Genomic DNA, 14,740 nt, shown 5'->3' on the forward strand with positions numbered 1-14,740 from the left:
GGATTTGAATTCAGACACTTGAATATTCTTCAGATCAGTGAGAGCTTGCGATGTTTTTGAGGACTTTCTGCTTTGCCCTGACTCTATGGCTGGCATTAGCACCTTTAGTTAATGTTTCGGCAGTTAATTTTTTAACCGGACAATATGAGTCCAGTTTAATGGGGGCGGCTGCCGAGCATCGTAATTTCGACCTTTACACCAATCAGATGGATGCTGCTTTACAACACAAACTGTCCCGGCTGTTACCCCATCTGCCATTATACGACGGGGCATTTATTATTGATGTAGGATCTGGCACTGGTGCTGTGGCCGCAGCCATTGCCAGGGAAAATCCCGGATTAATGGTTCAGGGGATCGATATTCAGCCTCCGATGATAGCCCATGCCCAAAGTCGATACAGCGCAATAGAAAATCTTCATTTTGAGCAGGGCAGTGGCAATAAACCTTATGGCATGAATGCTGACGCAGTGATAATGGCTGCGGTCCTTCATGAGATCTATTCCTACAACGAAGATTCTCTCGACGCTGTTAAAAATGCTTTAGAGCTTGCCTATCAGACGCTTAAGAAAGGGGGGAGAATCATTATCAAAGATTTTGCCCGACCTGAAGATGATACGAGGCAAGTTCGTTTTTATCACGCAAAATCTGATGTAAAGGACCGACATTGTTTCGCTGAATTTGCACTCGGCTTCTGGCAACATAGCCGACATGTGCCAATTGGTTCGTATGAGAGTACCGAAGATTATGAATCCGTCGAGACGGATATGGCATCAGCTTATGATTACATGTTCAGAAAGGACTATACGGAAGACTGGCATGCAGAAATTAAAGAACATTACGGATTCATTCATCCCCGCAAACTTATCTTTATGCTGAACGACGTTGGTTTTAAAGTTCATGTAGCTAAGTTTTTTGATAATGAATGGATTTTAGAGCACCGGATTCGTGGAAAAGTGTGGCTTAAGGATGTAAAGACCGGTGAGGACATTCCGATTCCAAAATACGATATGGTCATTGTTGCTTATAAATAAAGAACATTACTGTTCACTTTCCATCTCCCAGAGATTGACCTGGCTGTCTTCAAGGTGGATTCTGCCCGTAAAAAATCCATGGTGGTTATTGTGGGCTGCATTGTGGTCGACGATCAGCAGCAGGCTGTCAGGCAGATATCTTTTTAACATTTCCTGTGCCCGTTGCACCGATGCCTGATCCATCCCGGCGAAAATTTCGTCCAGTATGGCTACTTCAGGGCGCCGGTTAATCACCGAGAGCAGCGCCAGTTTTTTAATCTGGCCACCACTGAGCTGATCTTTCCAGTTGCGTTCGTCGCGAAGCTGTTCTTCCAGAAGGTGCCATTGATCTTCAGGGTAGAAATCGATCTCCTGCAACATGTTGATTAACTCTCTATCTGTCAGGTCGCCTCTGTGTTCTGGCTTTTGAGGATGCGGGTCGTTTGAGTCGGTTTCCAATCTTAACGTGACGAGTTCTCTCAGGGTTGTGTTCGGAGGAATGTAGGTTAACTGTTCGGCATGAAAGACTTCAGGCAACTCGCCATTGGCAGTGGTGTAGGTCACATTACCCGTTGCCCAGATACCGTTGCCGGCTTCTCTTCTGATCTTTGAAAGCAGGCTGCTCTTGCCGCTGCCAGAAGCACCGGAAACCGCATAATAGCCCTTGGGAATGGTCAATGCCTGATCGGTCATCAGCACTCCTTCAGGATGTCCCATGGAGAAGGCGTCCAGACGAATGGCGACCTCATCCCCTTTTTTTGCCCGATAGTCAGGCTGTTTCCAAAGTTCCGCCGGGGGATCGTTTATTTCTGCTCCCAGTGAGTAAATGCTATATTGTGCTTTATCGAAGCTGAGCAGGTTTTCGACGTTATTAGCGTGCCACGAGAAGGCGTCGGAAACACTGTCAGAAGCGAAAAGAAGGGCCTGATAATCGTCGTATGCAACTTCCCCAGTGCTCATCTTTTTGACAATAAAAAGGCTTTTGGCGACGAAGTCGACAAGGCCTTTTGCTATGCTCCAGCTGCCCGAAATCAGCCCTGCTTTAGACTGGCTGGCTTCTGTTTCACGAACTGCCAGCAGCAGCTCAGAATACTTTTCGACCATAAAATCCTTTTTGGCACCGTTGCCAATGGTTCGTGCATTGGTGTTGAAGTCTTTTTTCAACAAGTCGAGTTTAGTGCTCAGGGAATGCCTTTTGGTTTCCAGATCCAGGGCTCCCTGGTTAAGGCTCAGGGTTACGGACTCAGTCATTTTGCTATAGATATCCATGAACACCAGCATATCGGCAGCGCCGCTTTTGACAATAAAAGAAAGGTCATAAAAACCACCGATATAAGCGCGGGCCAGCGAACGCTTCAGTGAGCTACCGGCATTGACGATGTTGTGGATACTGACATCCATTCCGGCAATCAGGGTGTCGAGATTTTTATCCAGATTCAGTCTTATAAAATTCTGGTCATCGAAAAAGAGACTCTCCAGTTCATCTTCTGCAGCTTGCGTCATCAGAATTCTGTAGTAGCTTTCTATCACCGAATCCATCAACCAGTGTCCTACGTATGGCAGGCAGAAATAGCCCACTGACAGACCGGCTTCAACATAACCGGATAAAGCCTCTTCAGGTTTTAGACCGAACCTTGGATTAAAGTTTGACAGACTTGTATGAAGAGACTGGGCCCGGGAAGAGCGCATTTTGGTCAGTCTGGAGCTCATCAGTTGAGAGCCTGCTATAGCAAGAGCCTGCATGTGTGAGAGTCTCTGGGTGGTCTGGTGATCCATAATTTCATTCAGGATCTGATCCATTTCAGAAACGACTTCCAAATTGGATTTGTCATTCTCCCGACTGGAGGGTTTCAGAGTGATACACAGATAAGAAAGGGAGCGCTCGTCTTCTGAAAGTGAGGTAAACAGGCAGGTTCCACTCCAGACAGTGCCAGCACTTTCCATTAAATAAGGAACATTGAGTTGAGACACCGCAGAGCTGTACGAGCTGCCAATCAGTGGCAGTCGGCCCAGAGCCGATGAGAAAAAGGGCGTCATTACTTTTAGCTGAGTGACAGCGGATAATGTTGTGGATAAGGGCTCGGTGCCCGTAAGATTACAGGCTGCCATCACTTCATCGACTGCACCGAGAGCCGCTCCTGCAGCCGCTCCCGGCATTCCTCCCAGGATGGCGCCGTTGATGGCTCCCTTTGCGGGTGCGCTGAGGTACTTTTCAAGAAAGTTAAACTGGCCTGAAGCAATCAGTGCGCCACCGACAAAACCACAAAGGTAATTAATAGAGCTGGGCATGGGAGTATTGCTCATGGTAGCGGCTCCCATGACACCGGCACTCATATAATAGGAGGCAGATGTATTGACGTGATTGTAAAGTAAATCCAGGCCAGATAGTGCGACACCGGAAATAACGCCTGCACTCACGGTATAAGGGGTTTGGTCAGGCGAATTGCTCGCAGCTATGCCACCTGCAATACCGCTCAGGACAGGCATTACCAGCCACTGAGAATTATGCAATATCTGATGAGGCTGGTGAGACACCAGATCAGGATAAGAGGGTTGTAATAATTCTGAACAGAAAGCCATTTCATTCATTAATGACAGAATGAATCCCAATACAAAAAATCGCACTCAAAACTCCTTTTACTTCTTAATTCTTCTTTGTGTGTCACTTCAGTGGACTAGATATTAGAGTATGGGGGGGCGGAAAAGTTCCTTCTTTTCTGATAATCAGTGAAGTAGTTTGAAGTGCTTATCTGGAAGGAGGCTACTGCTGTGTGGCGTGCAAGATGCGAAGTATCCGAATAGTGATTCCGCTTTCTTTGTGACTGTCAGCGCTATTGAGGGTGTCGCAAAACTTCAACAGCTCGTTCTCACGCTCTGAAGTCGTCATTCCCGCGAAGGCGGGAATCCAGCGCCAACATTGGGTCTCTGCCTTTTCGGGGATGACAAGGCCAAGGGGGGCACCGGGCAGTATGGTTCTGGTGGTGAGTCAGTGTGGATTCCCGCCTTCGCGGGAATGACGAGAATGAAGCCGTGAATGACGAGAGTAAACTCGTTCTCACGCTGGAGAGAGTTTTGCGACACCCTCTATCAGGCGAGGGTTCTTGACCGCTCAAGAAGGTTCTGTTTCACAGTTTGTAGCTCAGCACCAGACACTTGTGTCCGGCGCTTAGTGTGGAGCGTCAGAATTCAGATCTGATTCCTGAGTCCTAATTGATCAGGATGAGGGTTTAGATAGGTTTGTTCCCGAATGTAATCGTTACCATGATTTTCAATGAAATGGCGTAGCATGGTCATTGGAACCACTAATGGCAATATACCCTGACGGTACTCTTCGACCAGTTTGAGAAACTGGTTTCGCTCTTTGGTATCCACGGTTTTTTTCACATACCCCAGAATGTGCAACATGGTATTGGTGTGGGACTTGCGGTTAGCCCTTTTTTTCAGGGTGTTCATGAATTCTTCGAAGTATTGTGCCAGCAAAGATTCCAGTTCCAGTTTGCCACCTTTGGCAACCAGTTTTCCCAGGGCTGTATAGTCACTGGGGTTGTGAGCCATGATCATATATTTGTGGGCAGAGTGGAAATGAACCACAGCGGCATGACTGGGGTTGTTCAGCACTTCGTTGTGCCAGCGGTGATAGGCATAGACCCGGGTGAAGAAATTTTCCCTTAAAACGGGATCATGGAGTCGGCCTTCTTCCTCTACCGGCAGTAAGGGTTGTGCTGCCATCAGGGCCTTGGCGTAGGCACCGGCTGAACTGACGCCGGAAGGGCAGCCGTTTTCATGGTAGACCTTGACCCTTTCCATACCGCAGCTGGGGGATTTTTGCATCAGGATGTAGCCACTGATATCGGTTAATTCTTTGGCCTTCTTGTAGCCATAATCCGTTAGCTGATCGGTAACGTCGACATCCGGATGGTCTGTACCCACAACCCGAACCTTTTGGATATCCCCAACCAGACGAATTGGCTCTCTGGGGGTGCCGAGTCCGATGGCTACTTCGGGGCAGACTGGTTCGAAGTGGAAGTACTGGCTCAGGGTATTCATGCAGAATGAAGAGCGCTTGTGCCCACCATCGTACCGGACTTTCTGACCCATCAGGCAGGCGCTGATGCCGAGTTTGATGTCTTTTTCAGGTTCTGGAATCGAGACGATAGCCATTTAACTCTTCCTTTCTTATCCCTTTGCTTTCAATGTCACTTATTTTAAGGCAAACCCCCGGGAGCCTGTCGGACCAAGGTTCGACCCGGGCTCCGGAAAGAGCGGCCATCTTTATCTTTTGTAAGCTTCCTGCCAGGTCCGAATAAAACGATAGCACGGAAGGCTAACATACTACTGCGTACGTATAAGTCCAACGATTCGGCACTGATAATAACAAAGACCGATAACAACAAAGGCCCAAGTTGCACTCACTTGAGAAACTCCCATATCAATATCGCTGAGAAACCTCCGACTGCCCCAGACACATAATCGGGCAGAGAAAAACCGAATATACTACGAAACAATAAACCGATTAAAAAACTTGCTACCAACATCACTGCAAGGGCAATCAGGCAACGTTTCCAGAGAGGCAATATGGATGAAGCAGTTTTAACATCAGACATGATTATCTTCAAAAGACCATAATCACCCAGTCTAGTAGGCGACCGTCATAACCCGCAAATTCAGAGGCGTTATAAACAGCGTGATTTACGATGCAAAATCGACCTGAAGGGTTGCTCAGACAGGTCAACCATTCGCACAAATCCAACAAAAAAAACTGCCTCGTCCACTGAAATTCATTTCCGAAGGCTCAGGGGCGAGACAGGCTCTTCCGATTTTGTTTATGACTGCTTCAGCGCCTTGAAAGCAGAGAGTACTTTTGCTCTGGATGCTTTGAGGTCAACAATCGGTGCCGGGTAGTTAATCTCATGAGTATTTTTTTGCCAGGGGGCGTGAATCTCCTTACTACTGAGTTTGTCCAGCTGGGGTAGCCAGTGGCGAATAAAATGACCTTGTGAATCAAATTTCTCGGACTGACTGACAGGGTTAAACATTCTGAAATAGGGGGCCGCATCGGTGCCTGTGCTGGCAGACCACTGCCAGCCACCGTTGTTGGCAGACAGATCACCATCAATCAGATGCTGCATAAAGAAGGTTTCCCCGAGGCGCCAGTCAATCATCAGATTTTTGGTCAGGAACATGGCCGTGACCATTCTGAGGCGGTTGTGCATCCAGCCGGTATTCACCAATTGCTTCATGGCTGCATCGACTAATGGAAAGCCGGTCTCACCTTTGCACCAGGCATTGAATGCCTGTTTATCATCATTCCAGGGCAGATGTTCAGTGTCCGTGATGAATGCTCTGCCTCTGGAGAGTCTGGGGAATCCATGCAAAATATGTTTGTAAAACTCCCGCCAGATTAACTCACTCATCCAGCATTGCAGGCCATCACTTCCTGAGTCCATTTCTCCGTTGTTGGCTTGAAGGGCAGCATAAAAACACTGTTTGAGGGAGACTGTTCCTGAAACCAGGTAGGGTGAGAGGGTGCTGGTGGCATCAATACCCGGAAAATCCCGGAACTTTTTATAACCTTCACCGTGAGACTCAATAAATGCTTTGAGCCGGTTTGCTGCTTCCTCCTCACCAGCGGGCCAGAGTTTTTGCAAGCCTTCTACGGGCTTAAACAGATTTTGATAGTCGAAGGTCTCAACTTCAGGCAACTTCAAGGGCTTTTGCTTTTCAGGCGCAGGCAGTGGCTGAATCTGATGCAGGTTAAGGGTTCGATAGAGAGCCTTTTTAAAGGGCGTGAAGACTTTGAAATAATCACCGCTGCCATTCAACAGTTGACCGGGAGGGATCAGGGTCTGGTCAGAAAAGCGCTGGCACTCTAGCTGCTGCCCGATAAATGTTTGCTCTACAGCCTTGTCCCTGTTTTCTTCATTGAGCCCATGTTCGTTATTAAAGCTTATGCCATCGCACTCTAGCTTCCGGGCCATCTGCAACAGTTGTTGGGCACAGTGTTCAAACCGGAGAGACTGGATGACGACCAATGGAATGTTGAGTCTGCTAAGAGACTGCTCCAGTTGTTTGAGATTCTGCATCCAGAACCAGAGCTTGTTCGGGCTGTCATTGTGCTCCTGCCACTGATCCGGGCACAGGCAATAAACAGCTATAACTTCATTTTTGTCTGCGCAGTGGTATAGAGCAGGGTTGTCACTCACTCTCAGATCGCCTCTGAACCAGACCAGTGTTCGACTCATAGATATGTAGGCTGGAAATCCAGCCCACCTCCGAAATAGGCAAATAAATACTCTCTCTGACTGAGCTGGATTTTCATAGTGTGAATAGCACCTTCAGTTATATTTTTAAGTTATAACTCTGTTACGGACTTTAAAAGGAAGTGGATCATCCCGGGGAAACGTTAAGAACTCTGGCTTAATAGTTGCTAAACAATATTTTAACTTTCTCACTATGCTATCAGGGGAGTTAATAGCATAGATGAGCTAACAGGATGGCTTTAAAAAAAGGTACTACACATGCTCGATACGAGTTCGTTTCCAACAACCCGTTCTGTTGAATATGAGCAGGTTTCTGATGATTATCTGAAGCAGAGACAACTTAAGAAAGGAGCAGCGGGCTGGCTGGTTCTGGCTGGACTCGGGGTTTCTTATGTGATTTCCGGAGATTTTGCCGGTTGGAATTTCGGGCTGGAACAGGGCGGTTTTGGTGGCATGCTCCTGGCCACCCTTGTCATGGCTATTATGTATACCTTTATGGTGTTGTCATTGGCTGAGCTGTCTTCTTCATTACCTACTGCTGGTGGCGGCTACTCCTACGCCCGTCGGGCAATGGGTCCCTGGGGAGGGTATCTGACAGGCACCGCCATACTTCTTGAATATGCGATCGCGCCTGCAGCGATAGCCGTGTTTATAGGCGGGTATGTGAATGAACTTTTTGGTTGGGACGGACCCCTGGTTTACGGTGCCTTCTATGCTGCCTTTATTGGTTTGCACCTTTTGGGGGCCGGAGAAGCTCTGAAAATCATGATGGTGATTACCGGCCTGGCATGTTTAGCCATAGTAGTGTTTATCCTGGGAATGATTCCTGTCTTCAACGTCGACAACCTGTTTGATATCGCCGTGAATGCAGAAGCTACCGGCGCTTCAACTTTCCTGCCCGAAGGTTATGTCGGTATCTGGGCTGCCATCCCATTTGCCATGTGGCTGTTTTTGGCGGTAGAGGGTGTTCCCCTGGCGGCTGAAGAAGCCAGCGATCCCAAGAAGGATATGCCCAGAGGGATTATCACCGCCATGGTCGTTCTGTTGTTGTTTGGAGGGCTGGTACTGGTTCTGGCCCCCGGCGCAGTGGGCGCCGAATACATGAAGGATCATGCTGCTCCACTGGTAGGGGCTCTGCAAGAAGTCTATGGTAAAGACTCTTACATGGCGACCTTTGTAAACTTTGTTGGACTTGCCGGTCTGATCGCGTCCTTCTTTTCTATCATTTACGCTTATTCCCGACAGGTATTCGCCTTGTCCAGAGCCGGCTATTTACCTCGCTTTTTATCAAAAACCGGTGAGCGAAAAGTGCCCACAATGGCCCTGGTCATTCCTGGAATCATTGGTTTCCTGCTGTCATTGACCGGAGAAGGTGATCTGATGATCACTATGGCCGTTTTTGGTGCCACCCTCTCCTACGCCATGATGACGCTGTCTCATATTATCCTGCGAGTTAAAGAGCCAGAGCTGGAACGTCCTTATAAAACGCCGGGTGGCATCATAACGTCAGGCATTGCTTTTGGTCTGGCTATTGTTGCCTTTCTCTCTACCTTTCTGGTGAGCAGCGAAGCCGCTTTCTGGTCTGCGGCTTTCTATGCCGTCATGGTGGCTTATTTCGGTTTATACAGCCGACAGCACCTGGTGGCTAAAGCGCCAGAAGAAGAATTCGAAGCCATTGCCGAAGCTGAGTCTGAGCTGAGCTGAGCTGATTGTTTGGGCACCTTTCTGGTGCCTGACACCTGAAAAGCCTAAGAAAAACGAGTATCAAATATGCACAACCCCAGAGATGTCAAAACCATTGAAGATGCTAAAAAAATTGTTGAAGAGAGGGGACTCTCTCACGTTAAGGTCGGTCTTTTCGATAACGATGGAATCATGCTCGGCAAATACATGAGCAAGGCCAAGTTTTTTTCAGCTCTGGAAAGCGGCTTTGCCTTTTGTGATGTAATCCTCGGCTGGGACAGTAAAGACCAGCTTTATGACAATGTAAAATATACAGGCTGGCATACTGGATACCCTGATGCTCCCGTACGAATCCTGCCCCATTCCTGCCGGGAGATCCCATTTGAAAATGGCATGCTGTTGTTCATTGCCGAATTCAAGGGGCAGTCAGAAGCGCTCTGTCCCCGGGGTACATTGAGAAGGGTCATTGAGAAAGCAGCTGACATGGGCTTTGATGCCCGTGCGGCGCTGGAATATGAATTTTTTATGTTCCAGGAGACACCGGAATCGGTTCGGGAAAAAGGTTTTCGAAACCTCAAACCATTGACGCCTGACTGGTTTGGTTATTCGATGATAAGAAACTCAGTGCATTCCGATCTTTATCACCAGATACTGGAAATGGCCGAAGTAATGGATTTTCCCATCGAAGGCATTCATACAGAAACCGGGCCTGGCGTGGTCGAAGCTGCCATTGCTGTCGACTCTGCTGAAAATGCCGCAGATAAAGCCGCACTGTTTAAAACGTTTATGAAAGTGCTGGCGCAGCGTAATGGGCTGATGGCCACTTTTATGGCCAAGTGGTCACCGGATTATCCGGGGCAGAGCGGTCATATTCATTTGTCTTTGTTCAACAAAAAGGATGGGCAGTCGGCGTTCTTTGATCCCAGCCAGAAACACAGCATCAGTCAGACACAGAGGCATTTTATTGCCGGTTTGCAGCGATTAATGCCTGAATTTCTGCCCATGCTGGCCCCTACCGTCAATAGTTACACCCGACTTATTCCCGGCTTCTGGGCACCTACCGACGCGACCTGGGGGGTTGAAAACCGTACCACCGCATTGCGTGTTATTCCGGGTTCAGAGACGTCACAGAGAGTGGAGTACCGGTTGGGCTCTGCGGATGCTAACCCTTATCTTTCCCTTTCCGCCGCTTTGGCTTCCGGTCTTCAGGGCATTATTCACCAATGGGAGCCCGAGGATCAGGTGAAAGGAAATGCCTACGACCAGGGGCACCCACCTGAATATGCACTACCCACAACGCTCTGGGATGCAGCCCAAAAATTCAAGCAATCCGAAGCCGCCCGAACGATGTTGGGTGGCGCTTTCGTCGAACACTACGCTGCTTCCAGAGAGTGGGAAGAACGAGAGTTCAGAAAGCATATTACGGATTGGGAAATGGATCGTTATTTCGAAATTATCTGATCACTTCCAACGGATTTAAAACAATGAATAATACACAGATTACCCTTTCACCAGTGGATGGTTCGGTGGTTGCTGAACGTCCACTGTCTGATATTTCAGACATTAATCAAGCGTTGGCAAAGGCTGAGAAAGCTCAGCTTGAGTGGCAAAGTACTGCTCTGGAAGAGCGACAAAACATCTGCAGCAAAGCTGTGGATTACTTTGTCGCTCAGAAAGACGACATTGCCAGTGAAATTACCTGGCAGATGGGTAGACCAGTCAAATACTCTGCCGGAGAAGTAGCAGGGTTTGAAGAGCGTGCCCGCTACATGATTGAAGCTTCAAGTGAAGCACTGAAGCTCGTCACAATTCCTGAAAAAAAAGGCTTTACCCGTTATATCTGCAAGGAAGCTCTGGGTGTTGTGTTGGTCATAGCGCCCTGGAATTATCCTTACCTGACCGCAATCAACAGCATTATGCCAGCCCTGCTGGCCGGTAATGCCGTGCTTCTGAAGCATTCTGCTCAAACCCCGCTCTGTGCCGAGCGCATGGTCGAAGCCTTTCTTCAAGCGGGTCTGCCTGAAGGGCTTTTTCAGTATCTGCACATGTCCCATGAGAACACTGAGTACCTGATTCAATGTGACGCGATCAAGCATGTGGCGTTTACGGGCTCAGTTCCTGCGGGAGCCGTAGTAGAAAAGGCGGCTGCCGGACGATTCATCGGTATGGGTCTGGAGCTTGGTGGCAAAGATCCTGCCTATATCAGAGCGGATGCTGATCTGGATGCAGCGACAGACACGGTGATAGACGGTGCTTTCTTTAACTCCGGTCAATCCTGCTGTGGCATAGAAAGGCTCTACGTACATGAAGCTGTTTATGATGCATTTGTTGAAAAGGCTGTTGCTCTGGTGAAGCAATACCGCCTCGGACGACCCGATGATCCTGAAACCACTCTGGGTCCTCTGGTAAAAAGCAGTGCTGCGGACTTTGTCAGGGGGCAGGTGGAAGAAGCTGTGTTACAGGGTGCAGTTGCTCATATCGATCCGGCCTTGTTTCCCAAGGATGAGCCAGGCACTCCCTATCTTGCACCCCAGCTGCTGACTCAGGTAAATCACGATATGCGGGTGATGACTGAAGAAAGTTTCGGTCCTGTTTTAGGGATTCAAAAAGTTTCTTCAGATGAAGAAGCGCTCAGCCTGATGAACGACAGTGAATTTGGACTGACTGCCGCCATTTTCTCACGGGATATTGAGCGGGCGGTTGAGTTGGGTCGTCAGGTTCAAACCGGCACTTTCTTTGTCAATCGCTGTGATTATCTTGACCCTGCTCTGGCCTGGACAGGTATTAAAAACTCTGGTCGGGGCTGCACCCTGTCGGTGCTGGGTTTTGATGCCCTGACCCGACCCAAATCTTTCCACATCAAGCACGGCTGAGGCAGTAAGGAGACGTACATTAATGAACATTGAGCAGTACACAGCTAACTGGAACTTCCCGACAGCTATCCGAACGGGCGCTGGCCGCATCAAAGATCTGCCTGCTGCCTGCATTGAACTGGGGATGAAAAACCCACTCATTATTACCGATCCGGGGTTATCACAGTTGCCCATGATTCAGGAAGCCCGGCTACAGGTCAGCTCTGCTCTGACCGGGTGTGGACTGTTTTCCGGAATCAAGGGTAATCCAACCGGTGAGAACGTCTCAGCCGGCGTCGCTGCCTGTAAGGAAGGCGACCATGATGGTGTGATCGCTTTTGGCGGGGGGTCTGCCCTGGATGCGGGTAAGGCTATTGCCCTGATGGTTGGCCAGAGTCGTTCAATCTGGGATTTTGAAGATGTGGGTGATAACTACCTGAGAGTCAATGTAGAGGGAATGTTGCCCGTTGTGGCTGTGCCCACCACCGCCGGAACGGGCTCGGAAGTGGGGCGTTCTTCCGTGATCACCCATCAGGATGAGCAGGTGAAAAAGATCATTTTTCACCCGGGTATGCTTCCTGGCATCGTGCTTCTTGATGCCGAACTGACCTGTGGTTTACCTGCCGGACTCACCGCAGCGACTGGTATAGATGCACTCTCCCATAATCTTGAAGCCTATTGTTCGCCTTTCCATCATCCTATGGCCCAGGGTATCGCACTGGAAGGCATTCGTCTGGTAAAAGACTATCTTCCCAGGGCAGTGGCGCAGGGCAGTGATCTTGAGGCCCGGCATCAGATGCTGGTGGCCTCCAGCATGGGGGCAACGGCCTTTCAGAAAGGTCTGGGTGCTATGCATGCTCTGGCGCATCCACTGGGGGCTTTATACGACGCTCATCATGGATTGTTGAATGCCATTCTGATGCCCTATGTTCTGAAGGCAAACAGAGCCGCCATCGGTCATAAAATGGCGGCCCTCAGTCGTTACCTTGACCTGCCTGCTCCGGGCTTTGACGCTTTCTTCAACTGGGTGATAGGGCTCAGAGAACAGTTGGAAATCCCCCATACACTGGCTGAAATCGGAATCGACGATAGCCAGCTGGATAAAGTCGGGCGGATGGCGTTTGCCGATCCTTCGGCAGCCGGAAACCCAATCTCTTTTTCTGCGGCTGAATATCAGCAGATAGGCCAGGATGCGGTTCGGGGAGATCTATGATGAAAGTCGGTTTGCTGTTGTGTGATGACGTTTCGCCCGAGCTGCGCAAGGTTCACAACAATTATCCGGATATGTTTCTGGCTCTGTTGAGAAAGCAGGAGCCTGATATACAGATGATCACCTACCGGGTAGTGGATGGTGAGATTCCTGAAACGACTCATGAGTGTGATTGCTGGATTATCTCGGGCAGTCGTCACAGTGCTTATGATCCTTTTCCATGGATAGCTTTATTGGAAGGGTTTATCAGAAGGCTGTACGAGGATCGTTGCAAGTTGGCGGGTATTTGTTTTGGTCATCAAATCATGGCAAACAGTCTTGGGGGGCAAGTAGCGCTGGCTGACAAAGGCTGGGGTGTTGGTATGTCGTACAATCACGTCACCCGAAAGACCCGCTGGATGGAGCCTGCGGTTGAGGACTTCAAGTTACTGGTCAGTCACAGGGATCAAGTCACTCGTTTGCCATCTTCGGCTGAAGTACTCGCCTGCAGTGATTTCTGTCCCAATTTTATGCTGCAATATGGCGATTCTTTTATCAGTATTCAGGGGCATCCGGAATTCAGCAAGTCTTACTCTGCGGACTTGATGAATTCACGTCGGGAGGCGATTCCCGGGGACAGAGTGCGCAAGGGCATGGATTCGTTGAAAGACGATCCTGATAGTGATCTGATAGCTCAATGGATCATGCAGTTTTTCTAGTCATGGTCTAACCCGGAAATTTAATTGAGTTTCCGGGTTGATACTAAAATGGCTTATTAATCAATTGGTTGTATTAATATATGAAGTGCTGAAACAAACGGCTACGTTTTAGTAACAGTAGTCTTATTCGGATTTGACGTATGATATCAGTGAGTCGCCAGAGATAGATCGAGCCCTCTGGCCGTTTTCAATATTTGATTCTCACTGCCCTGGGGAAATACAAGTCCATATGAAATGGATTGAGCTCTGGTCACTCATCTGAAAGACCGGGCCAACAGAACAACATTATGTTTTTAGATCAATATTGTACTGAGCTGGAAAATAACCAGTTCTCATTCACTCGTCAGCAGTCCAGTGATTTTGCCAAGAATATCGCCAATGACTTCAACCCGCTGCATGATGTCGACACCAAGAAGTTTTGTGTTCCGGGTGATCTTCTGTTTGCCAAAATTCTCTGCTCTGAAGGGCTATACCCTGATATGAAAGTGAGTTTCAGTGGCATGGTCAGTGATGGCGTTGCCCTGTCGATTGCCGATGCCGACAATGGTGACAAGATTATTTGTGACCAGAGTGAGAAGGAATACCTGCGGGTTGAGCATGATGGCAAGCAAACAAACAATGCTGACATGATTGCAAAGCTGGTAAAGGCTTATGTGGCGTTCTCAGGTGAAAACTTCCCACATGTTCTGGTGCCACTGATGAAAGAGAAGAATGTCATGATTAATGTGGCGCGGCCTCTGGTTATCTACGAAACCATGTCGGTACATCTGGACACAATTGATCTGAAAGACCCCGTAATAGAGGCCTCAGCGTCTCATCTGGAAGTGAATGGCAAACGTGGTAATGTCACCCTGGGCTTTGTCTTCAAAGAAGGTGACAAAGTTGTGGGCGAAGGGAAGAAAACCATGGTTCTGGCCAACCTGCGGGAATATGATCAGCCTGCCGTCGACAGTATGGTCGAGGAGTATAATCGTCGCCGGATAGAATACGCAGCTTAATTATTCTTCTGCATTATGAGGCTGTCGGG

General features: G+C 48.8%; 11 protein-coding genes. 7 read left to right on the forward strand and 4 right to left on the reverse strand.

Annotation, left to right across the window (positions count from 1 at the left end):
* Window positions 1-158 precede the first annotated feature (158 nt).
* Window positions 159-1,031, forward strand: a complete 873-nt coding sequence (locus ACO6VG_RS13160; RefSeq protein WP_422137321.1) for a class I SAM-dependent methyltransferase — start codon at window positions 159-161, stop codon at window positions 1,029-1,031.
* A gap of 6 nt (window positions 1,032-1,037) precedes the next feature.
* Here the strand turns inward: ACO6VG_RS13160 and ACO6VG_RS13165 are convergent, their stop codons facing one another.
* The 4 genes from ACO6VG_RS13165 to phrB all read right to left on the reverse strand — a co-directional run bounded on the left by ACO6VG_RS13165 (window position 1,038) and on the right by phrB (window position 7,252).
* Window positions 1,038-3,635: an ATP-binding cassette domain-containing protein gene (locus ACO6VG_RS13165; protein WP_422474281.1), complete on the reverse strand. Its 2,598-nt coding sequence runs from the start codon at window positions 3,633-3,635 to the stop codon at window positions 1,038-1,040.
* A gap of 258 nt (window positions 3,636-3,893) precedes the next feature.
* Window positions 3,894-4,091, reverse strand: coding sequence for a hypothetical protein (locus tag ACO6VG_RS13170; RefSeq protein WP_422137323.1), 198 nt, complete (start codon window positions 4,089-4,091; stop codon window positions 3,894-3,896).
* A gap of 105 nt (window positions 4,092-4,196) precedes the next feature.
* Window positions 4,197-5,171, reverse strand: coding sequence for a YbgA family protein (locus ACO6VG_RS13175; protein WP_422413428.1), 975 nt, complete (start codon window positions 5,169-5,171; stop codon window positions 4,197-4,199).
* Between the two features lie 662 nt (window positions 5,172-5,833).
* On the reverse strand, window positions 5,834-7,252 hold the full coding sequence (phrB, locus tag ACO6VG_RS13180) for a deoxyribodipyrimidine photo-lyase (RefSeq protein ID WP_422474284.1): 1,419 nt from the start codon (window positions 7,250-7,252) through the stop codon (window positions 5,834-5,836).
* Between the two features lie 276 nt (window positions 7,253-7,528).
* Here phrB and eat point away from each other — a divergent pair, with 276 nt between their 5' ends.
* The 6 genes from eat (at window position 7,529) to ACO6VG_RS13210 (ending at window position 14,711) form a co-directional block, all read left to right on the forward strand.
* Window positions 7,529-8,974, forward strand: a complete 1,446-nt coding sequence (gene eat, locus ACO6VG_RS13185) for an ethanolamine permease (protein WP_422132709.1) — start codon at window positions 7,529-7,531, stop codon at window positions 8,972-8,974.
* A 66-nt stretch (window positions 8,975-9,040) separates the two neighbouring features.
* A complete protein-coding gene (locus tag ACO6VG_RS13190) occupies window positions 9,041-10,414 on the forward strand; it encodes a glutamine synthetase family protein (RefSeq protein ID WP_422132710.1) in 1,374 nt (457 codons plus the stop codon).
* A gap of 23 nt (window positions 10,415-10,437) precedes the next feature.
* A complete protein-coding gene (locus tag ACO6VG_RS13195) occupies window positions 10,438-11,826 on the forward strand; it encodes an aldehyde dehydrogenase family protein (protein WP_422474286.1) in 1,389 nt (462 codons plus the stop codon).
* Window positions 11,827-11,848: 22 nt separating this feature from the next.
* Window positions 11,849-13,018, forward strand: a complete 1,170-nt coding sequence (locus ACO6VG_RS13200) for an iron-containing alcohol dehydrogenase (RefSeq protein WP_422474288.1) — start codon at window positions 11,849-11,851, stop codon at window positions 13,016-13,018.
* Window positions 13,015-13,713 carry a glutamine amidotransferase-related protein gene (locus ACO6VG_RS13205; protein ID WP_422132713.1) on the forward strand — a complete coding sequence of 233 codons (699 nt, stop codon included), beginning with the start codon at window positions 13,015-13,017 and terminating at the stop codon, window positions 13,711-13,713. Before ACO6VG_RS13200 ends, ACO6VG_RS13205 begins: the two co-directional genes overlap by 4 nt.
* Window positions 13,714-14,000: 287 nt before the next feature.
* Window positions 14,001-14,711 carry a DUF3581 family protein gene (locus tag ACO6VG_RS13210; RefSeq protein WP_422132714.1) on the forward strand — a complete coding sequence of 237 codons (711 nt, stop codon included), beginning with the start codon at window positions 14,001-14,003 and terminating at the stop codon, window positions 14,709-14,711.
* Window positions 14,712-14,740: the final 29 nt, after the last annotated feature.

The sequence above is a fragment of the Endozoicomonas sp. ALB032 genome, assembly GCF_049310125.1.
In the GTDB taxonomy this organism is placed as follows: Bacteria; Pseudomonadota; Gammaproteobacteria; order Pseudomonadales; family Endozoicomonadaceae; genus Endozoicomonas_A.

Excerpts from the sequence above, each read along its gene's own strand:
- ACO6VG_RS13200 (WP_422474288.1), top strand. The coding sequence starts at position 11,849 with ATGAACATTGAGCAGTACACAGCTAACTGGAACTTCCCGACAGCTATC.
- ACO6VG_RS13210 (WP_422132714.1), top strand. The coding sequence starts at position 14,001 with ATGTTTTTAGATCAATATTGTACTGAGCTGGAAAATAACCAGTTCTCA.
- ACO6VG_RS13195 (WP_422474286.1), top strand. The coding sequence starts at position 10,438 with ATGAATAATACACAGATTACCCTTTCACCAGTGGATGGTTCGGTGGTT.
- ACO6VG_RS13190 (WP_422132710.1), top strand. The coding sequence starts at position 9,041 with ATGCACAACCCCAGAGATGTCAAAACCATTGAAGATGCTAAAAAAATT.
- eat (WP_422132709.1), top strand. The coding sequence starts at position 7,529 with ATGCTCGATACGAGTTCGTTTCCAACAACCCGTTCTGTTGAATATGAG.
- phrB (WP_422474284.1), bottom strand. The coding sequence starts at position 7,252 with ATGAGTCGAACACTGGTCTGGTTCAGAGGCGATCTGAGAGTGAGTGAC.
- ACO6VG_RS13205 (WP_422132713.1), top strand. The coding sequence starts at position 13,015 with ATGATGAAAGTCGGTTTGCTGTTGTGTGATGACGTTTCGCCCGAGCTG.
- ACO6VG_RS13160 (WP_422137321.1), top strand. The coding sequence starts at position 159 with ATGGGGGCGGCTGCCGAGCATCGTAATTTCGACCTTTACACCAATCAG.
- ACO6VG_RS13175 (WP_422413428.1), bottom strand. The coding sequence starts at position 5,171 with ATGGCTATCGTCTCGATTCCAGAACCTGAAAAAGACATCAAACTCGGC.